The sequence below is a fragment of the Halorussus sp. MSC15.2 genome, from assembly GCF_010747475.1.
In the GTDB taxonomy this organism is placed as follows: domain Archaea; phylum Halobacteriota; class Halobacteria; order Halobacteriales; family Haladaptataceae; genus Halorussus.
The window spans coordinates 43,747-67,513 of sequence record NZ_VSLZ01000008.1 but is presented as its reverse complement, the minus strand read 5'-3'; the positions used below and the strand labels follow the sequence as shown (position 1 = coordinate 67,513).

The 23,767-nt window shown below is 65.7% G+C and carries 26 protein-coding genes and 2 pseudogenes; 14 read left to right on the top strand and 14 right to left on the bottom strand.

Annotated elements, in window-relative coordinates:
- The 4 genes from FXF75_RS20540 to FXF75_RS20525 all read left to right on the top strand — a co-directional run bounded on the left by FXF75_RS20540 (window position 1) and on the right by FXF75_RS20525 (window position 3,455).
- Window positions 1–312: a hypothetical protein gene (locus FXF75_RS20540; protein ID WP_205427929.1), complete on the top strand. Its 312-nt coding sequence runs from the start codon at window positions 1–3 to the stop codon at window positions 310–312.
- A 67-nt stretch (window positions 313–379) separates the two neighbouring features.
- On the top strand, window positions 380–1,819 hold the full coding sequence (gene leuC, locus FXF75_RS20535; RefSeq protein ID WP_163523942.1) for a 3-isopropylmalate dehydratase large subunit: 1,440 nt from the start codon (window positions 380–382) through the stop codon (window positions 1,817–1,819).
- Window positions 1,816–2,445, top strand: a complete 630-nt coding sequence (gene leuD / locus FXF75_RS20530) for a 3-isopropylmalate dehydratase small subunit (RefSeq protein WP_163523941.1) — start codon at window positions 1,816–1,818, stop codon at window positions 2,443–2,445. Before leuC ends, leuD begins: the two co-directional genes overlap by 4 nt.
- The gene (locus FXF75_RS20525; protein ID WP_163523940.1) at window positions 2,442–3,455 is read left to right on the top strand and encodes an isocitrate/isopropylmalate dehydrogenase family protein; all 1,014 of its coding nucleotides are present in this window, start codon (window positions 2,442–2,444) and stop codon (window positions 3,453–3,455) included. Before leuD ends, FXF75_RS20525 begins: the two co-directional genes overlap by 4 nt.
- Before the next feature lie 41 nt (window positions 3,456–3,496).
- On the opposite strand, the gene FXF75_RS20520 is transcribed toward FXF75_RS20525, so the two are convergent.
- The 6 genes and pseudogenes from FXF75_RS20520 to FXF75_RS20495 all read right to left on the bottom strand — a co-directional run bounded on the left by FXF75_RS20520 (window position 3,497) and on the right by FXF75_RS20495 (window position 7,119).
- Window positions 3,497–3,730: a hypothetical protein gene (locus FXF75_RS20520; protein ID WP_115863977.1), complete on the bottom strand. Its 234-nt coding sequence runs from the start codon at window positions 3,728–3,730 to the stop codon at window positions 3,497–3,499.
- 544 nt (window positions 3,731–4,274) lie between these two features.
- Window positions 4,275–4,937, bottom strand: a complete 663-nt coding sequence (locus FXF75_RS20515) for a protein sorting system archaetidylserine decarboxylase (protein WP_163523939.1) — start codon at window positions 4,935–4,937, stop codon at window positions 4,275–4,277.
- The gene (locus FXF75_RS20510) at window positions 4,937–5,386 is read right to left on the bottom strand and encodes a DUF5799 family protein (RefSeq protein ID WP_163523938.1); all 450 of its coding nucleotides are present in this window, start codon (window positions 5,384–5,386) and stop codon (window positions 4,937–4,939) included. The genes FXF75_RS20515 and FXF75_RS20510 overlap by 1 nt, the downstream gene beginning before the upstream one ends.
- Before the next feature lie 107 nt (window positions 5,387–5,493).
- A pseudogene (locus FXF75_RS20505) lies at window positions 5,494–5,888 on the bottom strand (OsmC family protein).
- Between the two features lie 164 nt (window positions 5,889–6,052).
- A complete protein-coding gene (locus FXF75_RS20500; RefSeq protein ID WP_163523937.1) occupies window positions 6,053–6,787 on the bottom strand; it encodes a metal-dependent hydrolase in 735 nt (244 codons plus the stop codon).
- 62 nt (window positions 6,788–6,849) lie between these two features.
- Window positions 6,850–7,119 carry a hypothetical protein gene (locus FXF75_RS20495; RefSeq protein WP_163523936.1) on the bottom strand — a complete coding sequence of 90 codons (270 nt, stop codon included), beginning with the start codon at window positions 7,117–7,119 and terminating at the stop codon, window positions 6,850–6,852.
- Between the two features lie 192 nt (window positions 7,120–7,311).
- Here FXF75_RS20495 and FXF75_RS20490 point away from each other — a divergent pair, with 192 nt between their 5' ends.
- Window positions 7,312–7,872, top strand: a complete 561-nt coding sequence (locus FXF75_RS20490; RefSeq protein WP_163523935.1) for a gluconate 2-dehydrogenase subunit 3 family protein — start codon at window positions 7,312–7,314, stop codon at window positions 7,870–7,872.
- On the top strand, window positions 7,869–9,491 hold the full coding sequence (locus FXF75_RS20485; protein ID WP_163523934.1) for a GMC family oxidoreductase: 1,623 nt from the start codon (window positions 7,869–7,871) through the stop codon (window positions 9,489–9,491). The genes FXF75_RS20490 and FXF75_RS20485 overlap by 4 nt, the downstream gene beginning before the upstream one ends.
- 79 nt (window positions 9,492–9,570) lie before the next feature.
- On the opposite strand, the gene FXF75_RS20480 is transcribed toward FXF75_RS20485, so the two are convergent.
- The 4 genes from FXF75_RS20480 to FXF75_RS20465 form a co-directional block, all read right to left on the bottom strand.
- Complete coding sequence (locus FXF75_RS20480) at window positions 9,571–10,554, bottom strand: DUF4349 domain-containing protein (RefSeq protein WP_163523933.1); 984 nt, start codon at window positions 10,552–10,554, stop codon at window positions 9,571–9,573.
- Window positions 10,555–10,638: 84 nt separating this feature from the next.
- A complete protein-coding gene (locus FXF75_RS20475; protein ID WP_163523932.1) occupies window positions 10,639–11,604 on the bottom strand; it encodes a TIGR03557 family F420-dependent LLM class oxidoreductase in 966 nt (321 codons plus the stop codon).
- 80 nt (window positions 11,605–11,684) lie between these two features.
- The gene (locus FXF75_RS20470) at window positions 11,685–13,358 is read right to left on the bottom strand and encodes an NADH-quinone oxidoreductase subunit D (protein ID WP_163523931.1); all 1,674 of its coding nucleotides are present in this window, start codon (window positions 13,356–13,358) and stop codon (window positions 11,685–11,687) included.
- Between the two features lie 197 nt (window positions 13,359–13,555).
- Window positions 13,556–13,939: a hypothetical protein gene (locus tag FXF75_RS20465; protein ID WP_163523930.1), complete on the bottom strand. Its 384-nt coding sequence runs from the start codon at window positions 13,937–13,939 to the stop codon at window positions 13,556–13,558.
- A 3-nt stretch (window positions 13,940–13,942) separates the two neighbouring features.
- Between FXF75_RS20465 and FXF75_RS20460 the strand changes: the two genes are divergently transcribed.
- The 7 genes from FXF75_RS20460 (at window position 13,943) to tpiA (ending at window position 19,035) form a co-directional block, all read left to right on the top strand.
- Complete coding sequence (locus FXF75_RS20460) at window positions 13,943–14,419, top strand: hypothetical protein (RefSeq protein WP_163523929.1); 477 nt, start codon at window positions 13,943–13,945, stop codon at window positions 14,417–14,419.
- Window positions 14,420–14,825: 406 nt separating this feature from the next.
- Window positions 14,826–15,899 (top strand): histidinol-phosphate transaminase, encoded by a 1,074-nt coding sequence (hisC, locus tag FXF75_RS20455; RefSeq protein WP_163523928.1) that lies wholly within the window; start codon window positions 14,826–14,828, stop codon window positions 15,897–15,899.
- Window positions 15,896–16,423 (top strand): adenylate kinase family protein, encoded by a 528-nt coding sequence (locus tag FXF75_RS20450; RefSeq protein WP_163523927.1) that lies wholly within the window; start codon window positions 15,896–15,898, stop codon window positions 16,421–16,423. Before hisC ends, FXF75_RS20450 begins: the two co-directional genes overlap by 4 nt.
- Window positions 16,420–17,028 (top strand): CDP-alcohol phosphatidyltransferase family protein, encoded by a 609-nt coding sequence (locus FXF75_RS20445; RefSeq protein WP_163523926.1) that lies wholly within the window; start codon window positions 16,420–16,422, stop codon window positions 17,026–17,028. The genes FXF75_RS20450 and FXF75_RS20445 overlap by 4 nt, the downstream gene beginning before the upstream one ends.
- Before the next feature lie 101 nt (window positions 17,029–17,129).
- Window positions 17,130–17,384 carry a hypothetical protein gene (locus tag FXF75_RS20440; protein ID WP_163523925.1) on the top strand — a complete coding sequence of 85 codons (255 nt, stop codon included), beginning with the start codon at window positions 17,130–17,132 and terminating at the stop codon, window positions 17,382–17,384.
- Window positions 17,385–17,565: 181 nt separating this feature from the next.
- Window positions 17,566–18,096 carry a multiprotein bridging factor aMBF1 gene (locus FXF75_RS20435; protein WP_163523924.1) on the top strand — a complete coding sequence of 177 codons (531 nt, stop codon included), beginning with the start codon at window positions 17,566–17,568 and terminating at the stop codon, window positions 18,094–18,096.
- A 294-nt stretch (window positions 18,097–18,390) separates the two neighbouring features.
- Entirely contained in the window at window positions 18,391–19,035 is a 645-nt protein-coding gene (gene tpiA / locus FXF75_RS20430; protein ID WP_163523923.1) for a triose-phosphate isomerase, read from the top strand.
- A gap of 24 nt (window positions 19,036–19,059) precedes the next feature.
- On the opposite strand, the gene FXF75_RS20425 is transcribed toward tpiA, so the two are convergent.
- The 4 genes from FXF75_RS20425 to FXF75_RS20410 form a co-directional block, all read right to left on the bottom strand.
- Window positions 19,060–19,332, bottom strand: a complete 273-nt coding sequence (locus tag FXF75_RS20425) for a hypothetical protein (RefSeq protein ID WP_163523922.1) — start codon at window positions 19,330–19,332, stop codon at window positions 19,060–19,062.
- 23 nt (window positions 19,333–19,355) lie between these two features.
- Complete coding sequence (locus tag FXF75_RS20420; RefSeq protein ID WP_163523921.1) at window positions 19,356–19,838, bottom strand: CBS domain-containing protein; 483 nt, start codon at window positions 19,836–19,838, stop codon at window positions 19,356–19,358.
- An 85-nt stretch (window positions 19,839–19,923) separates the two neighbouring features.
- Complete coding sequence (locus tag FXF75_RS20415; RefSeq protein WP_163523920.1) at window positions 19,924–21,459, bottom strand: ATP-binding protein; 1,536 nt, start codon at window positions 21,457–21,459, stop codon at window positions 19,924–19,926.
- On the bottom strand, window positions 21,456–22,418 hold the full coding sequence (locus FXF75_RS20410) for a helix-turn-helix domain-containing protein (protein ID WP_163523919.1): 963 nt from the start codon (window positions 22,416–22,418) through the stop codon (window positions 21,456–21,458). The genes FXF75_RS20415 and FXF75_RS20410 overlap by 4 nt, the downstream gene beginning before the upstream one ends.
- 235 nt (window positions 22,419–22,653) lie before the next feature.
- Here FXF75_RS20410 and FXF75_RS20405 point away from each other — a divergent pair.
- Window positions 22,654–23,729 (top strand): annotated as a pseudogene (locus FXF75_RS20405) (PLP-dependent cysteine synthase family protein).
- Window positions 23,730–23,767: the final 38 nt, after the last annotated feature.

Genomic DNA, 23,767 nt, shown 5'->3' with positions numbered 1-23,767 from the left:
ATGAACCGAACCGACCGACACGACCCGACGACCGACGACCCGACAGACCGAGAATCGACCCCGATGGGCGAGGTGAGCCACACCCATCCCCACGCCGACCGCGGCACCGTCAACCGCCCCTTCGAGCGCGGACCGATAGTCGCCGCCGACGGGGGCGAACGCGACGCCTACGACGCCGCCGCCCGCGAGGAGGACGACGAGGACGACTCCGACCGGATGGAGGACGTGAACCACACGCCGCCCCACGGCGACGGCGTGGACCGCGTCTTCACGAGAGGAAACGAGAACGAACCCGTAGAGTCCGAAGAGTGAGCCAGTAGCTACCGATGAACGTACGAACCGATTTCTTCGACGACGAGACGCATAGCGGGTGGTCCGCGTGAGCGAAGCCACCTTGTACGACAAAGTCTGGGACCGCCACAAGGTGACCGAACTCCCGACCGGGCAGGACCAACTGTTCGTGGGTCTCCACCTGATTCACGAGGTGACGAGTCCGCAGGCCTTCGGGATGCTGCGGGAGCGCGACCTCGACGTCGCCTACCCCGAGCGTACCCACGCCACCGTGGACCACATCGTGCCGACCGAGGGCCGCGACCGACCGTACGAGGGCGCGGCCGAGGAGATGATGGCCGAACTGGAGGAGAACGTCCGCGACGCGGGCATCGAGTTCTCCAGTCCCGACACCGGGAATCAGGGCATCGTCCACGTCATCGGTCCGGAGCAGGGCCTGACCCAACCCGGGATGACCGTGGTCTGTGGCGACAGCCACACATCGACTCACGGTGCGTTCGGCGCGCTGGCGTTCGGCATCGGTACCTCCCAGATTCGGGACGTGCTGGCGACCGGCACCGTGGCGATGGAGAAGAAGGACGTGCGCCGGATTCGGGTCACGGGCGAACTCGGCGACTCGGTCGAGGCCAAGGACGTGATTCTCCAGATAATCCGGCGACTCGGCACCGACGGCGGCGTCGGCTACGTCTACGAGTACGCGGGCGAGGCCATCGAGAGCTTGGACATGGAGGGCCGGATGAGCATCTGCAACATGTCCATCGAGGGCGGCGCTCGCGCGGGCTACGTCAACCCCGACGAGACCACCTACGAGTGGCTCGAAGAGACCGACGCGTTCCGCGACGACCCCGAGAAGTTCGAGCGACTGAAACCCTACTGGGAGTCCATCGCGTCCGACGACGACGCCGAGTACGACGACGAGGTGGTCATCGACGGCGACGACCTCGAACCGATGGTGACGTGGGGCACCACGCCCGGACAGGGCGTGGGCATCACCGAACCGATTCCGGAACCCGAGGACCTGCCCGCCGACAAGCAGGACACCGCTCGGCGCGCGCAGGAACACATGCGCGTCGAACCCGGCGATACGATGGAGGGGTACCCCATCGACGTCGCCTTCCTCGGTTCGTGCACCAACGCGCGCCTGCCGGACCTCCGGCGGGCCGCCCGCCTCGTCGCCGGCCGTGAGGTCCACGACGACGTGCGCGCGATGGTCGTCCCCGGGAGCCAGCGGGTCAAGGCCGCCGCCGAGTCGGAGGGACTGGACGAGATATTCCGCGAGGCCGGATTCGAGTGGCGCGGCGCGGGCTGTTCGATGTGCCTCGGGATGAACGACGACCAACTGGAGGGCGACGAGGCGTCGGCCTCCTCCTCGAACCGCAACTTCGTCGGGCGACAGGGGAGCAAGGAGGGCCGGACAGTCCTCATGAACCCCCGGATGGTCGCCGCCGCCGCCGTCGAGGGTGAAGTGACCGACGCTCGCGAACTGCCTGCGACCGACGTGGACGACTCGGAGGTGACGCGGGCATGAGCGGACAGACCACCGAAACCGACATCGAGACGGTCGAGCGCGTCTCCGGGACCGGCATCCCGCTCCGGGGCAACGACATCGACACCGACCAGATAATCCCGGCCCGCTACCTCAAGGCCGTCACGTTCGACGGTCTCGGCCAGTTCGCCTTCCAAGACCAGCGGTTCACCGACGACGACGAGCCGAAAGACCACCCCTTCAACGAGGACCGGTTCCGCGACGCCTCGGTGCTGGTCGTCAACGCCAACTTCGGCTGCGGCTCCTCGCGCGAGCACGCCCCGCAGGCGCTGATGCGCTGGGGTATCGACGCCATCGTCGGCGAGAGCTTCGCCGAAATCTTCGCCGGGAACTGTCTGGCGCTGGGGATTCCGACCGTCACCGCAGAGCAGGACGAGATAGAGACCCTGCAGGCGTTCGTGGACGAGAACCCCGACGCCGAAATCGACGTCGACGTGACCGCGGAGACGGTTAGCTACGACGGGACCGAAATCGACGCCGCGGTGGACGACGCCCAGCGGAAGGCGTTGGTCGAGGGCGTCTGGGACACCACCGCACTGCTCGGGTCGAACCCCGAGTCGGTCGCTCAGACCGCCCGCGACCTGCCGTACGTGGAGGAGGCGGAATGACCGACGACGACTCCGCGGAGACCGCCGCCGACGAACCTGAGCGAATCGCCGTGATTCCCGGCGATGGAATCGGACAGGAGGTCGTCCCCGCTGCCCAGAAGGTGCTGGAAGCGGTCGGACCGGACTTCGAGTTCGAGGAGGCCGACGCCGGAGACGCGGTGAAGGCTGATACCGGCGAGGCGCTCCCCGAGGAGACCCGCGAACTCGCCGCGAACGCCGACGCCACCCTGTTCGGCGCGGCGGGCGAGACCGCGGCCGACGTCATCATCCCGCTCCGACGGGCGGTGGAGTCGTTCGCCAACGTCCGACCGGTCCGGGCCTACCCCGGTACGGACGCCCTACAACCGGACACGGACCTCGTGTTCGTCCGCGAGAACACCGAAGGGGTCTACGCCGGACACGAGTCAGAGATTGCGCCGGGCGTGACGACGCTGACACGGGTTGTTACCGAGGCGGCGTCCGAGGAAATCGCGCGTTACGGCTTCGAGTACGCCGCCGAGCGCGGGTCGCACGTGACGATAGCCCACAAGGCGAACGTGATGCGGACGACCGACGGCCTGTTCCTCGACACCGCGCGCCGGGTCGGAGCCGAGTACGACGTGGACTACGACGAGGCACTGATGGACGCGCTGGCGATGCACCTCGTCCAGCGCCCCGAGGAGTACGACGTGGTGGTCTGCCCGAACCTCGCGGGCGACGTGCTGTCGGACCTCGCGGCGGGTCTCGTCGGCGGTCTCGGTCTCCTGCCGAGCGCGAACGTCGGCGACGAGCGCGCGCTGTTCGAGCCGGTTCACGGCACCGCGCCCGACATCGCGGGGCAGGGCGTCGCGAATCCGTCCGCGGCGATGCTGTCGGCCGCGATGCTGCTGGAGTACCTGGGCTACGACGACGCCGGAGAGCGCGTTCGCTCGGCCGTGACGGCCACGCTGGATTCCGGACCCCACACGCCGGACCTCGGCGGCGACGCGACGACGAGCGACGTGACCGAGGCTGTGCTGGCGAAACTCTGAACTAGCGAGAACGTAGTTCGTTCCGAAATCGTTCCGAACGGTTATCGAAGCGGTTCGCGGCCGCCGATGAGGTTGGTCGTGTCTACCTCGTCGGCCCGTGCGCCTCCTTTCTTGACCTCTGTCGCGGTCATGCACTCCAGACAGCCGAAGACTTCGTTGTGGTTGTTCCCGAAGACGCGAGCGAAGTCGCGCGTAACGAAGGAGCCGCAGCTCTGGCATCGGTTCTCGGCCATCGTGTCGTCGCCGTTGGTGAGTCGGTTGTCGGTCGTGGTCATGTCTGCGCGATAGATACACACAATCCTACCCACTTTGTTATCCAGTACCTACACCCCTGTAACCGGGGCTTAGCGGACCCAGTAACCGATTGTTACGCGGTCACCCACCTCTCGGGATGTTCCGCAAACGACCCCGTAATTTAACACGGAGGGGTGTGAATCGAGTGGGACGTCTCTGCGAGCGAGGTCCGCGCCTACCGGGATGGGAGTCGAAAGAACGGTCCGACTCGGATTCGGTAGTGTCCGATTTCGGAACCGAATTACCGAGTCTGCTTGCGCCGACAACCAACTCCGCAACGGTCGTCACTCGCTCACGGCGGCGCGGCGCGCTCGCCGCCGCGGCCGCGAGACGCCCCCGGTCGCTTAAGAGGATTGATGGCATACTCCGTGACGATGCCCGAGATACAACTCGACGAGGAGACGATAGAGCGCTCGACAGTCTCCGGGTGGAAGACGAGTCCTACGACGAAATCGTCAGCGAACTAATCAACATCTACGAGGCCGAGGAACGGACGCTGTTCCACGGCGGCGATTACAGCGGCGATTAGCGCTCGGCGATTACCGTCTCGCCCGCCCGCACCTTCTGGCCCGGTTCGACGGTCACGTCCGCGGGGTCGAACGACTCCGGGAGCAACACGTCCGCGCGACTGCCGAACGAGATGTGGCCGAGTCGCTCGCCGCGGTCGAGTTCGTCGCCGGGTTCGACGTAGGGGTGGATGCGGCGCGCGAACGCTCCGGCAATCAGCGTCACCTCGTGGTCCGGGAACCGGACGTGGAGTTTCTCGTTGTTGTCCGACTCCTTCGAGAACGCCGGGCGGTGCTTGCCGGGTTCGTGTTCGACCGCCTCGACGCGGCCCCCGAACGGCGCTCGATTGACGTGGACGTCAGTGACGTTCATGAACACGCCGATTCGGACTCTCTCACCCGCTCCGTCCGGACCGTCCTCCTCGCGCACGACCGAGACGCGACCGTCGGCGGGCGCGAGGACGCCGGAGTCCGGCGGCGTTCGGTCGGGGTCCCGGTGAAACAGCAGCGCACCGACCGCCAGAAGCGGGGCCGTGACGCTCCAGCGCCGCGACCGGTCGGCCAGACGCGAGAGTATCGAGGCGGGTATCGCCAGTGCCAGCGCCAGCAGGGCGTACCGCCACGCCCCCGGCGCGAACCGACCAAGCAGTCGCTGGCGACCGGCGTTTCGCTGGCGGTCCATCACTCGGCGGCCGCGTCGCGGACTTGTGACCACTTGCCCTGCGATTCGAGTCGCTGCTGGAGTTCGCCCGCGTACTCCTGTGCGAGGCGGTCGGCCGCCTCGATTCGGTCGCGGTCCGCACCGCCACCGCCGCCCAGACCGAGGGCGTCCTTCACGGAGTCGAAGACGCCACCGCCGCCGCCGTTACCCCCACCGCCGCCACCGGCCATGGAGTTCATCTGATTCCGGATGTTCTCCAGTTCCGGCATCACCTGCTCTACCTTCGAGGTGTCGGCGACGATTCGCGCCTGCTCGTCGTCCCCGGGGTTCTCGATTTCGAACTCCACCGCGGTCATGATGAGACCCCACTCCTGCCGGGAGAACTGGGAGTCGGTAATCCGCTGTGCGAACTCCTGGTCGACTGCCATCCGGTCGCCGACGATGAGGTCCTGCCACGCGCGTTCGGTCATACCCGGACTGTTCGGGTGGAGATGGTATGAGGGTTTTCCTGCGTGACGGCAACAGCGAACCCGTTTTCGGAAAAAGAACGGTCCGACGGAGAGTGCGACGCCGGTCTTCAGAACGCGCCGCCTTCGACCGTGACGTCCGCGGCCAACTCGCCCTTCAGCGCGTCGTGGACCTTACAGAGTTCGTCGGCACGCTCGACGACCTCGTCGGCCTGTTCGTCCTCGATTTCGGTCTCGTCCGGACCGTGAACTGGACGGCGTCGAGTTTGTCGTCGTCGTTGAGGTCGCCGCTCACGTCGATTTCGATGCGACCGAGGTCGCCGACGTCGCGCTGTTCTGCGCCGACGCGGAGCGCGGGGACGTAGCACGACCCGTACGCCGCCAGCAGACTTTCGAGCGTGTCGGGTGCGTCCTCGCCGGTCGCGTCGATGGTGACCTCAAAGTCGCGTACCTGATTCTCGGACTTGTACCCCTCCTCGGAGACAGTTGTGACTTCCTTCGTCATGCGCCCGGACGTTCGCCCGCCAGACCCCTAAGTATTGCTCTCGGCCGACGTGCGTGAAACGATACCTGACGTTCGGACCGATTACGCCGCGAGTACGGCAACCGTAGCACGCGCCGGGCAGGAGAGAAGGAGACGGGAACCGCCCGGAGTCGAACGCCGGAGCGTCAGTAGAGTTCGCCGCCGAGGTCGAACGTCTCGTCGCCGTCGAGAATCTGTACGTCGGCGTCGCTTCCCGCTCCTTTGACCTCCTTGCGGAAGTCCTCGGGGTCCTGCTCGATGGGCGGGAAGGTGTCGTAGTGCATCGGGAACGCGTAGTCGGCGTCCACCCAATCGACCGCGATGGCGGCCTGCATCGGTCCCATCGTGAAGTGGTCGCCGATGGGCACCGCGGCGGCGTCGGGTTCGAGGAACGGACCGATGACCTCGCGCATCTCGGTCTGGAGCGAGGTATCGCCGGCGTGATAGAACGACTGGCTCTCCTCGTCGCTGATTTGGGTGGGTTTGGTGTCGCTGACGACGAACCCGGCGGGCATCCCGCCGGAGGTGCCGTAGGAGGTGTCCATGCCGTTGGTGTGGTCGGCCCGGACCATCGTGACGAAGGCGTCGTCGCACTCGACGGTCCCGCCGAGGTTCATCCCCATCCCGCCGACGGCCTCGAAGTCGCCGAACTCGTCGCGGCAGTACTCCACGACTTCGGGCGTGGCGACCAGTTCGGTCCCCTCGTAGCGGTCCACGTCGCCGATGTGGTCCGCGTGGCCGTGGGTGAGAAGGAGGTAGTCGGGGTTGAGTTCCTCGGGGTCGGTCTCGGTCTTCGGGTTGTCGAAGAAGGGGTCGATGAGGAGTTCCGTTCCGTCTACCTCGACGTGCCACGTCGAGTGGCCGTACCAAGTGAGTTTCATGTGCGGTTCGAACTACACTCGTTTGCCACTTAAAGGGTGTTGGCAGAGTGAACTGGAGGTCCTCACTGGCGTTCGCGGGTGCGGTTCGACGTGAAGACGTTCCAACCGACGACGTTTCGGGCTACCCAATCGAGGACGAGTCCGAGCGTGACTACCGCGAGCGAGACGGCGGCGTACAGGCCCACTAATTGACCGATTTCGCCCAGGGACGTCGTGACGAACAGGCCGAGCACGAACAGCACCGAAGCCATGAACAGTATCGGCGCGACGAACCACTTCAGAACCCAGTGGTCGTTGAGGAACCGGCTCACCGTCCGGAGCAAGTCACTCATGATAGTCTCCTGACGCAGACCTTCGACTTCACCGCACGTAAGTGTTGCCTCAGAAACAGATAATCGTCGGGACTCCAGAAACGACGTGACCGCCGGGTTTCCGAGTGTGCTACAGTTCCGCTTCAGGTACCAGCGTACCGACAGCACCGACATGGTAACCCCTAAGTTTTAGGCTGGCCTAACTCGGTGCAGATGGAACTGACTCGTCGAGACGCGCTGGCCGCCCTCGCCGCCAGCGGCGTCGCGGTCGGGACCGGCGCGGTCGTCGGAACCGACAGTGACGGGGGACTCCGGAACCCCTTCGCCGAGACCCCCTCGCCGGAGGACAGGATGGCGACCCTGCTCGCTGTGGCCGGCGTGGTCTACCCATCCGCAGTCACGGGCGTCGAGGAGTTCGTCCGCACCTACGCCCTCGGCCGGACGAAAGACCGAGCAGACTATCGCGAGGGGATGGTCGAAGCCCTCTCGACGCTCGACGAGTACGCCCGGACGTGGCACGGTGCCGACTTCCGCGGCCTCGACGCCGAAACCCGCGAGTCGGTGCTGGACCAGATGGGCGCGGACACCGCCGACCCGGACCCGGAGGGGAGCGACCCGGCCCGCGTCCGGTACTACCTCGTCAACGAACTGCTGTACGCGCTCTACACCTCGCCGACCGGCGGGAGGTTGGTCGGCATCGAGAATCCGCAGGGTCACCCCGGCGGAACCGGGAGCTATCGACGCGGACCGAACGCCGACGGAGGCGGAGAATGACCGACAGGAACCCGTCCGAACGCGCCGACGTGTGCGTGGTCGGGGCTGGACCAGCGGGCGCGCTCGCGGCACACCGACTCGCGGAGCGGGGGTACGACGTAGTCGTTCTCGAAGCAGGGGAGCGCTTCGACTTCGAGGACCGTAAGCGGCGGATGGAGCGCGCGATTCGCCCCGGTCACGACCCCCTGTCGGTCTGGGAGATGGGCGGCCCGCGAGACGCCTACACTTCCAGTGGAGAGCGATTCTACCCGCTTAACCGCGCCCGCGTCAAGGGCGTCGGCGGCACCACGCTCCACTGGCAGGGGATGGTGATGCGCCTCCACGAGTCGGACTTCGAGTCGTGGCCGCTCGACTACGGGGACCTCCGGCCGTACTACGCCGAGGCCGAGCGGGCGCTGGGGGTCGCGGGCGCGGACGACAACCCCTACGCGCCGCCTCGCGAGAAACCGTTCCCGATGACGGCGTTCCCGCCCTCGCACAGCGATTCGCTGTTCGCAGTAGCCTGCGAGCGCCTCGGCGTCACGATGCACTCGGTGCCCAACGCACGGAACTCCGAGTCCTACGACGACCGGAGCGCCTGCGTGGGCTACGGCACCTGCAAGCCGGTCTGTCCCTCCGGCGCGAAGTACTCGGCCGACCACCACGTCGAGAAGGCCGAGAGCGAAGGGGCGCGGGTCATCGACCGAGCGCCGGTTCAGCGCCTCGAACACGACGACCCCGGCGAGCGCGTCACCGCGGCGGTCTACGCCACCCCCGACGGCGAGACCCACCGGCAGGAGGCCCGCGAGTTCGTCCTCGCGGCGGGGGGCGTCGAGATTCCCCGCCTCCTGTTGCTCTCGAAGTCGGCGCAGTATCCGGACGGACTCGCCAACTCGTCGGGCGCAGTCGGCCGGTACTTCATGGACCACCTGTTCGCGGGCGTCGGCGGGACGCTGGACCGGGAGACCCGCCAGAATCACGTCGGGTTCATCACCAGCGAGTGCCACCAGTTCTACGACGACCCGACCCGGGGGACCGAGGGTCCGGACGGCGGTGTCCCGGAGTGGACCGACTCCGGCGACGAACCGGCCCCCGACAGCATCAAACTGGAGTTCCTGAACTACGCCGGTCCCTCGCCGGTCGAAATGGCGCTCTCGGGCGACCAGTGGGGCGACGACCTGCTCGACACCCTCCGGGAGGGGTACGGAAACTCGATAGCGATGGGCGGACTCGTCGGCCAGCGCCCGCGGAAAGAGAACCGCGTCACGCTCGACCCGTCCACCACGGACGACCACGGGAATCCCGTCCCGAAGATACACTGGTCGGTGGACGCTCGGACGAAGTCGTCGCTCCGGCGGGCGAACGAAATCCAGCGCGCGATACTCGACGAACTCGGCGCGGACGTCTCGTGGACCGTCGGCCCGGAGAACACGGGTCCCGCGTTTCACCACATGGGTACGACTCGGATGGGAACCGACCCCGACGAGAGCGTGGTGAACTCGCGACTGCGGACCCACGACCTCCGGAACCTCGCTATCGCGTCGAGCAGCGTCTTCGTGACGAGCGGCGCGCTGAACCCGACGCTGACTATTGCAGCGCTCGCGCTGAAGGCGGCCGACCACGTGGACGAGCGACTGTAACCGGGAGACTGATTCGACCGCCGGAGGACCGTCGTTCGTCCCAATCAGGCGTCCTTCAGAGGGCCGTCGTTCGTTCCGGTCAGTCGTCCTCGTCCGGGGTCTCCGAGGCGTCGGTGGCGTCCGGAGGTTCCGGCGCGTCGGGGAGGTTCGCACCCGCGCTCGCGGTGTCGGCCGACCGTCGGCGTCGCCAGAGCGCGACAACCCCGCCGACGGGAACACCGAACGCCAGCAGATACGGCATCGCGTAGGCCAGTCCCACCGCGAGACCGCGAACCACGACGACGACGCCGTCTGCCGACGCGAGGAACGCAGAGACCAACCCGGTGTCGTACCACGCGTCTCGGTCCTCGTCGGGCGATTCGGGTTCGGGCGGGCGCTCGTTCAGTCGGACGGTCAGCGTCGAGTAGGCGACTTGGCGCTTCAGCGACTTGCGCTGGGCCTGAAGCCGCTCGATTTCGGACTGGACCTCAGAGAGTCGCTGCTGGACTTCGAGGACGTTCTCGGTGTCGTTGGCCTCCTCGTAGAGACTCCGTAGCTTCTCGCGCTGGGCCTCCAGATTCTTCAGTCGGGCGTCGATATCCACGAGTTTCTCGGTCACGTCCTTGGTGTTCGTACTGGCCTTCCGGACCTCGCCGGTCCGCTTGGCCCGGGTGACGAGCGCCGAGAAGTTCTCCTTGGGAACTCGGACGACCAGTTTCCCGGTGGTCCACGACCGATTCCCGCGGGTGTGAACCTTCTCGGACGAGTCCCCGACGAACCCGCCGAGTCGCCGGGTCGTCCGCGTGAGGTTGCGCCGGACGTCGTCGTAGTCTTCGACTTCGACCGACACCGTTCCCGTCCGAATCAGCGCTCGCTGGCGGACCTGCGCGTCCTGTCCCTGAAAGCCGGGATTCGAGGTGCCCGACGACGCCTGCGTCGCCGCCTCGTCGTTCGACAGACTCGGGTCGCCTGCGGCGGCGGTCGCTTGCCGCGAAGCGTCACTGCCGCTGCCCGAACATCCCGCGAGAACGAGCAGGAGCGCGAGCGCCACGGGAACTAGCCATCGTCGCGTGTCGCGTGCCATAGGCTACCTATCATATCGAGACCCCGTAAAGTTCTGGATGGGTGAAAGGACCGTTTTAGCGTTCCGAGGGAACCTGCCACCGAATCACTCGAACTCGGGCAACACCTCGTCCTCGTAGAACTGGAAGAACTGCTCCTGATTCGGGCCGACTTGGTGGACGTAGACGTGGTCGTAGCCCGCGTCGGTGAACTTCCGGAGGTTCTCGACGTGCGCCTGCGGGTCGGGGTCGGTCACGATGCTGTCGGACTCGCGCACCTTCTCCTCCGTGACCAGTTGGCTGGCCTCCTCGAAGAGTTTGTGCGTCTCCAGTTCGGTGGCTAACTGTCCGGGGAGAAGGCTCTGACGCCACATCTGGTGAGCGGTCTCGACCGCCTCGTCCTCGTCGTCGGCGTAACAGACCGTCAACTGGCTGAACTTCGGTCCCTCGCCGCCTTCGTCCTCGAAGGTCTGGACCACGTCTCGGGGACCGACCGACCAGAAGCCGTCGCCGAGGTCGGCCGCCTTCTTCGCGGTCTGGTCGCCGTAGGCGGACACGCAGATGGGTGCGTTCTGCTCCGGGAGAGTGAACAGTTTGGCGTTCTCGACGGTGTAGTGGTCGCCGTGATAGCTCACCATCTTGCCCGTCCAGAGTTTGCGAATCACCTCGACGGCCTCTTCGAGCATCTCCAGTCGGACGTGGTGGGGCGGCCAGTGGTCTCCCGTGACGTGTTCGTTCAGGTTCTCTCCGGTGCCGACGCCGAAGTAGAACCGCTGGCCGTCGTCTTCCAGCATCGTCTCGACGGTCGCCGCGGCCTGCGCGAGGACCGCGGGTTCGTACCGGATTATGGGACAGGTCACGCCCACGCCCACGTCGATGTCGATGGTCGCACGAGCGATGCCGCCGAGCGTCGCCCACGCGAACGGGGACTCGTCCTGTTCGCTCAGCCACGGGTGGTAGTGGTCGGAAATCGAGACGAAGTCGAAGCCCACGTCCTCGGCGCGGACCGCGTAGTCCACGAGGTCGTTGGGGCGATGCTCTTCGCTGGAGAGCGCGTAACCGAGTTCGACCATAGAAGTGGCACGGCAGTCGTCGGTAAGGCGATTGTGGCCACCCGTGAAGAGGCGAAGTCCGGCGGGGGACGGCCCCTCTCTTACCGGTCCACCGACCCCAACACGATGTCCAAACTCCCCAGTGCGGCCACGAGGTCAGGGACGTACTCGCCCTCGGCCATCGACTCCAGCGAGTGGAGGTTGTTGAAGCACGCGCTCCGAATCTTGAATCGCGCGGGTTGAGAAGTGCCGTCCGACCGGATGTACACGCCCAGTTCCCCCTTGGCGGCCTCGACCGCGCGGTAAATCTCCGTGTCGGGTTCGGGCTTGAGAGTCCGCGGGACGTTGCTCTGGATGTTGCGCTCGTCCTCGGGCCAGTCTTCGAGCAGGTCGATGCACTGGCCGATTATCTTGGCCGACTCCTCGACCTCGCGCATCCGAACCATCACACGCGAGAAGTTGTCGCCGTACGGTTCCGTGACGACGTCCCAGTCGAGTTCGTCGTAGTAGCCGTAGGGGTCGTCGCGGCGCAGGTCGTAGTCAACGCCCGACCCGCGGGCGACCGGTCCCGTACAGCCGTACGCCTTGGCCGTCTCCGCGGAGATGACTCCGGTATCGACGGTCCGCTTCTGGAAGATTTCGTTGTCGGTCAGCAGGTCGTGGTACTCCTCGACGTGTTGCGGTAGCGCGTCGAGGAACTCCCGGACCTTGGCGAACCACTCCTCGCGGGGTTCGGGCAGGTCCCAGACCACCCCGCCGAGGCGGAAGTAGTTGAACATCATGCGCTGGCCCGTCAGGTCCTCCAGAATGTTCTGTACTATCTCCCGGTCGCGGATGGCGTACATGAACGTGGCCGTGAAGTCGCCGTAGACGTCGAGCGCGAAGGTCCCGAGCGCCAGCATGTGCCCCTTGATGCGGGCGAGTTCGACCGCCATCGTCCGGAGTATCTGGGCGTACTCGGGCACCTCGATGTCGTTGAGGTCCTCGGCCGCCCGCGCGTACGCCCATTCGTTGGGCATGTTGGCCGTGTAGTCCCACCGGTCGGGGTACGGCATTATCTGATAGCGGTAGTTCTTGGTCTGGCACATCTGCTCCTCGCAGCGGTGGAGGTAGCCGATGTCGGGTTCCACGTCCGCGACCTGCTCGCCGTCCAGCACCGTCTTGAGGTGGAGCACGCCGTGAGTCGCGGGGTGGTGCGGACCGATGTTCAGGAACATCGTGTCCGATTCGGCGTCCTTCTTCGAGGACGCGACCGGGTTGACGTGTTCCTTCAGCGAGACGATTTGCGGCCGGTCTTGGTCGTAGTCGCGGGCGAGCGGGTGGCCCTGCCACGTCTCTGGCAGGAGGATGCGCCGGAGGTCCGGGTGACCTCTGTATTCGATACCGACGAGGTCGTAAGCCTCCCGTTCGTGCCATTCCGCCGTCTTGTACACCGGCACTGCCGTCTCGTTCCACGGGTCGTCCTTGCCGGTCGGAACGATTACGTTGACCTCCTGAGAGGCATCGTGGTACTTGCGGAGGTGATAGATGCTCTCGTAGCGGTCCTCGTACTCTTGGGCGGTCAGCAACGAGAGGTGGTCGAAGCCCGCCTCCTCCTTGAGCGTCCCCAAGACCTCCTGCACCTCGTCAGGTCGGACGACGAACCCGCCGGAGTTGACGTGGTCCTCACGTCGAATCGCTCGGTCGCCGAGCAGCGCTTCGAGTTCGTCGTAATCGACCGCCCCGCGCTGTTGTGACGCCGGTACCTCGGAGTCGGTCTCCGGAGCGTCGCTCATCGTCTCCCACCTCGACGCCGCACTCGGCTGTCAGTAGTATATAACTCGAACATACCCATCCCCTACCGTTCCTCGGCCCCGAACGCCATTAGGGCTAACGTCTGTCACCGTGGTCGAATACCGTGCAAAAAGGAATTCCCGGGCGGTAGAGCCGCTGGTGCTGGTGCAGGTAGGGGTGTCCGTTCCAGTTCCGGCGGTTACCGTCGGCGGTGTGACTCGTCGCCGTGACCCTGCTCGCTCTGGCGGCCGTGATGCTCCTGACCGCGCATCATGGTCTGCTGAACCGGGCTGAACCCGCTCTCGGAGCTACCACCGTACTGGTTCTGGTCCTGCCCCTGTCCGCCCTGTCGGGACTGCCGACCGGTCTGCTGGTGCTGCCCGGACTGCTGATGCTGTCCCGACTGTTGGTGCCGTCCGGATTGCTGATGCTGGCCGGACTGCTGGCGGTCGTGCCCCGTGTACTGGCCGCCGCTTCCGCCGTGTTGGCTCAGTTCGTGTACGTCACCGCTCTGGTGGCGGGACTGACCGCGTCCCTGATTCTGCCCGACCTCGTGGCGCTGACTGCTCCCGTGGCGGCCCATCTGTTGGCCCTGTCCCGACTGCTGGTGCTGTCCTCCTCGCTGGCCGGACTGCTGGCGGTTACTCCCGTATCGGGTGCCGGTTCGACCCGACTGCTGACGCTGGCCGGACTGGCCGTGACCCATCTGCTGACCGCCCTGTCGGCCCTGCTGTTGGTCGCCTCCGTGGTGATGATGGTGGTGATGGTGGTGCTGCTCGCCGGACTGTCGGCCCATCTGCTGGCCGCCGTGTTCCTGTACGTCGTGTTCACCCATCTGGTGCCGACCGGTCTGGTGCTGGCCGGTCTGGTGCTGACCGCCCTGTTGCTGGCCGGTTCGATGTTGGCCGGTCTGATGCTGGCCGGGCATGTTCTGCTGGCCGGACTGTCGGTGACCGGACTCACCTCGCCGGTCGCCGCCGCCCGCGGACTCTCGACCGCCCGCGGAGTATCGGCCGCCTCGGGTGTCGCCTTCGCCCTGTTCGCTTCGCTGCTGACGGTCTGACTCGTGACTCCCTCTTCCCCACCGGTTACGATTGTCTCGTGCCATCGTTGTCTCCCCGTCGGGTAGTCGGCAGGTTTCTCCTTATTTGTACTGGGCGGACATTGACATAACCACCGCCAAATCGGCCCATAGCGTCGCTAACGGCCGCAATTCGCACTTCGGCGCTCTGTCGGCCGAGTGGGTTCTTCACAGTTCGACGCTACTCGGGAGTCGGCCAGTTCGTGGTTCCGTCGCTGCTCGTCGTTCTCTCTCTCTACTCGTCAGTTCATCTCTGCTCGTCGTTTCGCTTCTCACCGGCGTTCCACTACACGCAGTTAGTGTGCAGTCGCGCCGCCGTCCCTTCGCCTCGGATGCGCTCCTACCCGAGGTAAGCACTCTTAAGGCAAGTCGCCCACACCTCTCTCACATGCAACCACGGGACCTCTCCGCGCACACCGTCTATCAGGCCGGACGGGGCATCGAAGAGGTCGCTCGGGAACTCGGACTCGACCCCGACGACCTCGTGAAACTCGCTTCGAACGAGAACCCCTTCGGCCCGAGTCCGGCCGCAGTTGAGGCCATCCGGGAGACGGCCGCGTCGGCTAGCTCCTACCCCAAAGCGTCGCACGCCGACCTCACCGAGAAACTGGCCGACCGCTGGGACGTCGCGTCCGAGCAGGTCTGGTTGGGCAACGGCGGCGACGGCGTCCTCGACTACCTCGCTCGGGCCACGCTCGAACCCGGCGACACCGTCCTCGTGCCGGACCCCGGGTTCGCCTACTACGGGATGAGCGCGCGCTTCCACCACGGCGAGGTCGAGGAGTACAGTCTCTCGAAGGACGACGACTTCGCACTGACGGCCGAGACGGTCCTCTCGGACTACGACGGCGAGCGAATCGTCCACCTCACGAGTCCGCACAATCCGACCGGGAAGCGGTTCGACCTCGACGCGGTAGAGGCAATCGCCGACGAGACGAGCGACGACACCCTCGTCGTCGTGGACGAGGCGTACGGCGAGTTCGCCGACGCGCCGAGCGCGGTCGAACTCGTCCGGACGCGCGACGACGTGGCGGTCCTCAGGACGTTCTCGAAGGTGTACGGACTGGCAGGGGTCCGCCTCGGCTACGGCGTCGTGCCCGAGGAGTGGGCCGACGCCTACGCCCGGGTGAACACCCCGTTCGCCGCGAGCGAAATCGCCTGTCGGGCCGGACTCGCCGCACTGGACGACGACGACCACGCCGAGAAGACGGTCGAGACCGCCGCGTGGGCGCGGGAGTACGTCTACGAGAACCTCGACGCGCCGACGTGGGAGAGCCACGCGAACTTCGTGCTGGCGGAGGTCGGGAACGCGAGCGAAGTCGCCGACGAACTCCAGCACCGCGGGGTCATCGTCCGGGACTGCACGAGTTTCGGCCTTCCAGAGTGCGTTCGCATCACCTGCGGCACCGAGGCCGAGACCGAGCGCGCGGTCGCCGAACTCAACGAGGTGTTATCGTCGTGAGAGTCGTTGTCACTGGAACGCCCGGCACCGGCAAGACCTCAGCGGTCGAGGCGCTCGAATCAGAACCCGAGTTCGCCGACGCCGGTCTCGAAGTCGTCCACCTCAACGAACTGATTCGCGACGAGGACCTCTGGAGCGAGCGCGACGAGGAGCGCGACAGTCTCGTCGCCGACCTCGACGCGGTCGCCGAGCGTCTGTCGGACCGCGACGACCTGCTCGTGGAGTCGCACCTCGCCCACCACCTCGACGCCGACAGAGTGGTCGTCCTTCGGTGCCACCCCGAGGAACTGGAACGCAGGCTCACCGACCGCGGGGAGTCAGAGGCGAAGGCCAGCGAGAACGCCGAGAGCGAGGCGCTGGACGTGATTCTCTCGGAGGCAGTGAACGAGCACGGCGTCGAGAACGTGTACGAAATCGAGACGACCGACCGTGACCCCGAAGCGGTGGCCGCCGAAATCTCGGCGGTCGTCTCCGACGACCGCGAACCCAGCGCCGGAACGGTCTCCTACCTCGATTACCTATGACCCTCGACCAGTTCCGCCACGTGGCCGACCGGATGCTCGACCCGTTCGTCTCGCTCTCGACGAGACTCGGCCTGACTCCGGACGCGGTCAGCGTCGTCGCGTTCGCGCTCGCGGGTGGCGCGGGGGGAGCGTTCTACCTCGGCGAACAGGACCCAGTCTGGTACTTCGCGGGGGCCGTCCTCGTCTTCCTGAACGGGTGGCTCGACCTGCTCGACGGCGCGCTGGCGCGGGAACTCGGCACCGACTCGAAGGCGGGCGACCTGCTGGACCACGTCCTCGACCGGTACGCCGACATCGTCATCATCACGGGACTCGCGGCCGGAATCGACCGATACGCGCTGGGTCTCGCGGCCGTGACCGGCGTGCTGATGACCTCCTACCTCGGGACGCAGGCGCAGGCGGTCGGACTCGACAGGGTGTACGGCGGCCTGCTCGGGCGCGCCGACCGACTCGCGCTCGTCGGCGTCACCGGGGTCCTCGCGGCCGTCGTGTCGGCGACCCCCGCGGGACTTTCGGTCGCGGCGTGGTTGCTCGTGGTCTTCGCCGTCGTCGGCCACGTCACCGCGCTCCAGCGATTCTACTACTCTTGGCGAGCGCTGTCGTAGGCCGACGTCGGTCTCCGCCACTGAAACTAGTCAGTTGGCCGTCGGTTAGTTAGCTTTTTCACAGTCGGTAATGTCGAAAGGAACAGAGGTAGCGAAGTGTTATGACGGACGAACGACCGGGTGAATCGGGCATCAGCGTGGACTTGGACGACATACTACCGGCGAACAGCCACATCAGCATGGACGAGTTCCTCGAAGTCGCCGAGGAGGTGGACTCGCTGTTCGAGTTGAGCCGCGAGACACGGCTCTCTCGCGAGACCTGCCGACGGGTTTTGAAGTACTTCGAGCGGAGCGAGGAGGTCAAACAGGGGTTCGGCTATCTCCGCGACCAACAGGACGACGACAAACTGCCGTAGGACCTCGTTCGTTCGATGGGCGACCTCTTTACGGGCGACCCGACAGCGATGCCGCAGTCTGACTGACCGGTGGTTTTCGGACGACTGGACGACGAGATTCGAACGAACGGCCGTCGGACCGACGACGTTCGCCGGATGCCACGGCGTGGAATTTAAGAGCGGCGACAGACTACCTTCCCTCATGGTACAGTGTGAGATGTGCGGTGCCGAGACGGGTTCCCCGAAGACCATCAAGGTCGAGGGGGCCGAGTTGGACGTTTGCGACAACTGCTCGGACTTCGGGACCGAGGTCAAGACGCAGGACACCTCCAGTTCCACCTCGACCAAGTACTCGACCTCCTCTTCCTCGTCGGGGAGTTCCGGGTCCTCCTCCTCGTCGAGTACGTCTTCGAGTTCGTCCCAGTCACGGCGCTCGGACATGTTCGACGACATGGACGAAATCGCCCAAGACTACGACGACCGCATCCGAAACGCCCGCGAGAGCGAGGGCATGACCCAAGAGGACCTCGCCGACGAACTCAACGAGAAGGCGAGCCTCATCCGGAAACTGGAGCGCGGCGACGTGCTCCCCAGCGACGAAGTGCGGCAGAAACTCGAGAGCGAACTCGACATCCGGTTGACCGCCGGTAGCTCCGCCGACGACGAGGAGTGGAGCGGCGGCAGTTCGTCGGGCGAGTACACGCTCGGCGACGTGGTCAAGCGCAAGGACTAGAGAGACGCGACGGCGAGAGCAGAAGGACGGTCCCGACTTTCGAGGGTCGTCGGTCCCACTCACGGCACGGTACTCCGCCCGCCCCGCTACGCCCGGTTCGTGCCGTCGCTCGGTCGGCACGGCCGGTTCGCTCCGTTCGCGCGATTAGCTCTTTGGCAGTCTCGTAGCTGGTGTCTCCCGGAGCCTCGCGAAGCCCTCGACCGATTCGATTTTCGTGTCTCCGAGACCGTCCGCTGCTCCGCAGGTTACTCCGGTCTCGCAACCTATTAGTCGCGCCCGCCGGTCGGTTCGGACATGAAGGTCGTCGTCAATCTGAAAGCGTACCCGTGTGACCCGGTCGAAGTCGCCACCGCCGCCCGCGAGGTCAGCGACGCGTCGGGTGTGGACATCGCCGTCGCGCCGCAGGCCGCGCACCTCGAACGCGTCGCCCAGACGGGCGTCGAGACGTGGGCACAGCACGTCGGACCGGTCGAACACGGCAGCCACACCGGTTCGACGCTGGCCGAGCCCGCCGCCGAGGCGGGCGCGACCGGGACCCTGCTCAACCACTCCGAGCGCCGCCTGAAACTCGCGGACATCGACGGCGCGCTCGACGCAGCACAGCGCGCGGACCTCGACACCTGCGTCTGCGCGAACAACCCCGACCAAATCGGGGCGGTCGCCGCGCTCGGCCCGGACGCCGTGGCCGTCGAACCTCCGGAACTCATCGGCACCGGGACGCCAGTCAGCAAGGCCGACCCCGACATCGTCACCGACGCGGTCGAGGCCGCCGAGGCGGTGGACGACTCGGTGGCGGTGTACTGCGGCGCGGGAATCTCGACCGGCGAGGACCTGACCTCCGCGCAGGAACTCGGCGCGGAGGGAGTCCTGCTGGCCAGCGGCGTGGCGAAGGCCGACGACCCGAAGGCGGCGCTGGAGGACTTGGTGGCACCGCTGTAGAGACCGAGCGGACGAACCGCCGTACTACTCGGCGACGATTATCCAGTGGTCGTCGTCCTGCTTCTCCAGAATCGACTCCTCCCGCATCCGGACGACGTACCCAGTGACGGTGTTCTCCAGTTCGTGGTCGGCTTTCACGCGGACGAGGTTGCCCAGCACCCGCGCCGACGGCGGTTTCTGGGCCGCGCCGCAGTCGTAGATGGTCAGCAGTTCGGTTTCGCGCTCGTCGTAGACGACCACGTAGGCGTGCTGGGGAAGCTTCCACTCGTCCTCGCCCGCCCGGGCCAGCGTGTTCATAGGAACAGATAGCCGGAACCGACCTAAAACTCTCCCGGCGCGTGGCCCACCCGCTCGTCGTCTCCGTCGAGAGGCCGACCCTCCGCGTCCGACAACTCCCGGCCGCCCGACTGAATCCGCCGAACGTCGTCGAACAGGTCTCGGTGGTGCGTGGCGATGTCGGTGGTCGTCACGATGCCCCTCAGTTCGTCGTCAACCGTCACGGGGAGGTGCTTCGTCGCGTTTTCCTTCATCACCGCGACCGCCCGGACGACGGTGTCGTCGGGCCGAATCGTCACCACGGGATGGCTCACGACCGAGTCGAGCGGAATTCGGTCGTACGGCCGTCCGGTCGCGACCCCCGCGTACAGAATGTCGGACTTCGTGACGATGCCCGCGGGCGTCCCCGCGTGAGTCACGATTACGCTACCGACGCTGTGCCTGAGCATCTGGGTCGCCGCCTGCTGGACCGAAGAACCACTCTCGACCGTTACGACAGATTCAGTCATCAGTTCTCTGACTAACATGTATGGTTGATGGGCAGTCTGGTCTTAAAAACCTCACTCGGATTTCTATCGACTGAGAACCGGACTGCCGAGTCGCGGAGCGTCCCTACGCCGACTCTCCCGCTTCCACGTCGGGGAGTTCCTGGGCGACCTCCGCCAGCGCCTCGCTCCGGGTGTCGTCGTCCATCTCGCCGTCTGTCAGCGCCGCGAGCAGACTCGGTAACGCGGCGACGTACTCGCCGTGCCCGGCGTGCTGGACGAACCCGCGCTGGCGGAGCGTCCGGTTGTGGTTGTAGGCGAGTTCGCGGTCCTCCGCCCCGCCCGCAACGACGTGGGCCTCGACCGGACTCGCCGGTCCCTCGCCGAGATAGTAGGCCAGCATCCCGCGCTCGACGGGGTCGAGCGCGTCGAGTTCCGCTCGAATCGCTTCGAGCGGTTCGCGGTCCTCGGCGTCGGGGGCGTCCGCCTCGGTCGCGTCGTCGTCCGTCTCGCTCTCGGCGTCCTTCGCCTCGGCCTGTTCGAAGCCGCCGAGGTCGGCCTGCTGGACTCGCTGGCCCCCACCGACGACTCGCCCGCCCGAGTTCGCCCCGCCGGTATCGACGTAGGGGTTAGCGCGCTGGTTCCGGGAGGTGTCGAGCATCGCCTTGGCGAACTTGTCGGCGACCTCCTCCATCTCGCGGGCCTCCTCCAGTTGGCGTTCGAGGTCCTCGATGTGGTTCTCCTTCTCGCGGAGTTCCTGCTGGAGTTCCTCGATGCGGTCCTCCCTGCGGGACTCCTCCTCGCTTATCTCCCGGAGGTCGCTCACGAGGTCGTCGCTGACCGACTTGAGGTCGGGGCGCTCGAAGTCGTCGAGACCGGGCGTGGCCCCGGCGTCGAACGTCTGCTTGCGGTGGAACTTGACCCGGCGGGTCTCCTCGGACCAGTCGGTCGTCATGAACGCCTCGCCGTCGCCCATGTCCTCGATGGCGTCGGCGTAGTCGTTGCCGAGGATGCGCCCGACGACGTTGGTGTCGTTGTTCCACGTGAGCCGGTGCCACACCAGCCAGTCGCACTGGGTGATGAAGTCTTTCTTCACGTCGGCCGGGCGCTGGCTGATGCCCGCGATACCGAGTCCGTGCTTGCGCCCGCGCTTGCCTATCTTGATGAGCATTCGGCCGCACTCGTCCATCCCGCCGCCCTCGGGGATGTATTCGTGGACCTCCTCGACCACCATCAGGAACGGCTTCTTGAGCTTCTTCTCCTTGGCGAACAACTGCTGGGCGACCGCCTTCAGCAGTTCTTTGCCGTCGTCCTCGTTCAGGTAGCCCGACACGTCGAGGATGATGGGGACGTTCTCCTCCAGCGCCAGCGACGCGAGTTTCTCGGCGTGCTGGGGTTCGACCTGAATGTCGCACTCCTCGTCGGCCCCCGCGTGGAGCAGTTCGTACTCCTCCTTCAGGCCGTAATATTCACCATCTACGTCCACAATCATCAGCCCGTACCCACGGTCCAACAGATTCTCCGCGACGACCGACATCGTATTCGACTTCCCGGACCCCGACTTGCCGGTGACGAAACCGCGTCCGGTAAGCAAGTCGATGACAGGGAGGTCGACTGAGTTTTCGCCGTGTTTCCCGACTTCGATAGTTTCCTCGTCAGTCATAGTAGCTCTTTTACTGTATCCGGTTGCTCAGCTTCGACTTTATTGTGACAGTTACGACAGAGGGTAACGAGATTTTCCAAACGGTTCGCGCCCTCCGGTGTCGAAAAATCACGCAGTGGTACAATGTGATGTACATCGAGACCCACGTGATGCGATTCCCGGTGCTCTTCTTCGCTGATACCGCACTTTTGACACTCGAAACCGTCGCGTCGAAGGGCCGTTCGACGCTGTTCGTGCCAGTTCTCACCGTAGTATGGGTCTCCGCCACCCCTCCAGCGGTGATGGAGTTCGCCGGGTTGTGAGCCGACAGACCGCGTTTCGATTCCGTGTTCTCGGAGCCAATCGAAGACCGTCGAGGGGGCGCAGTCGAGTTTTTCGCCGATTTGATACGTACTCATTCCGGCCTCGATATAGAGTTTTTGGAGAGTATCACGGTCAGTAAGTTCTTCCGGTACGTCGGGATTTCTCGACCGAGTCCCTATTCCGTGGCGGTGAATCCACTCTTCGACTGCCTCTCTGCTACATTGCAGGGTGTCGGCAACTTCCGCCATCGTCAGTTGTTGCTCCACGTACAATCGCCGCAGAACCTCTTCGTCTCTCCACGGTTCGGGCTTCGTAAGTTTTCCAGACTCTAAATCGAACTCGCGTAACCAGTACGAGATTACCGTTTGGCTACAGTCGAATCGTTCGGCGATTTCCGCTTGGCTGAGATACTCCTCGTTCCTCAATCGAGAGAGCGTCGCCTCATCTTGCCACGGTTTTGCCTCGGTCTTTAATTCGTACTCACGAATCCACTTCTCGACTGTCTTACGACTGCAGTCGAGACGCTCCCCGATTTCTCTCGTGGAAAGTCGTTTCTCCACGTAGAGCGTACGCAGTCGTTGTTCGTCTCTCCACGGTTTATTTCCGTCCGTCATTTGGACAGATATCCCTCCGGCCCTCACTTGTATGTTAGTCATTTGTGACTATCTCCTAATAGCGAAATTCGAATCCCTCTTTCCCGGCGCTCACCTCGGCCACGTCGATGGTCTCCTGGGACATCTCTTGGCGGCTACCTCTCACCGGCCCCTCATAAACGGTCGGGGGTCGCACGACCGGCGACCCGGACTCCGAAAACCGGCAAATACTGACATTCCCGGCACGTAGTGTCACCAGTCGCCATTCGTTTATACGTCGCCTGCGTAGATGGAGCTAATGAAGGAATCTATCCTCGACGCAGTGGGGTCGCCGCTCGTCAGCGTCTCCTCTCCCGAGGGCGCGACGATAGCGGCGAAGGTCGAGGGTTTCAACCCCGGCGGGTCAGCCAAGGACCGTCCCGCGCGCGAGATGATAGCGGCCGCCGAGCGAGCGGGCGACATCTCGCCGGGCGACCACCTCGTCGAACCCACGAGCGGCAACACCGGCATCGGTCTCGCAGTGGCGGCCGCCGCCCGCGGCTACGACCTCACCATCGTGATGCCCGCGTCGAAATCACCCGAGCGTCGGAAACTGCTGCGGGCGTACGGCGCGAACCTCGAACTGGTCGAGGGCGAGATGGAGGACGCCCGCGAGCGCGCCGACCGACTCGCCGAAGAGGACGGCGTCGTCCAGATGGGGCAGTTCGCCAACCCCGCGAACGCCGAGCCCACTACCGGACGACCGCCGAGGAGATACTGGAGCAGGTCGAAGGCCGGGAAATCGACGCCTTCGTGGCCGGGGTGGGTACCGGCGGCACCATCACGGGCACCGCCTCGCGCCTGCTGGAGGAGTTCCCCGAGATGGAGGTGGTGGCGGTCGAACCCGAGCGCAACGCGGTCCTCACCCGGGAACTGAGTGGCGGCGCGTCGGACGATTCAGACGGCGTCCTCCCGACCGACGAGTCCGGACACGACGACTACCAAGGGATGGGACCGGGGTTCGTCAGCGACCTGCTGGACACCGACCTCCTCACGGGCGTCGAGACGGTGGCGCTGGAGGACGCCGAACGCGAGGCCCGCCGACTCGCCCGCGAGGAGGGCATCCTCGTCGGCCAGTCGTCGGGCGCGGCGGCGGTCGCGGCCCGCCGCGTCGCCGAGCGCATCGCCCGACCCGAACTGAACTGCCCTGAGACCCCCGACGAAATCGAGGACCTCGTCGCCTCCGACGGCGGCGAAGCGAGTACCACTGGCGGAGCGGCGACCGAAGTTCAATCGGACGGCGGCGCACTCGACGGCTACGACGACTGCCCGCTGGTCGTGACGGTGTTCCCCGACAGCGGCGAGCGATACCTCTCGACCGGGATGTTCGACTGAAGTCGATGAACCGGACGCGGTTTGGAATTAACGCTGGA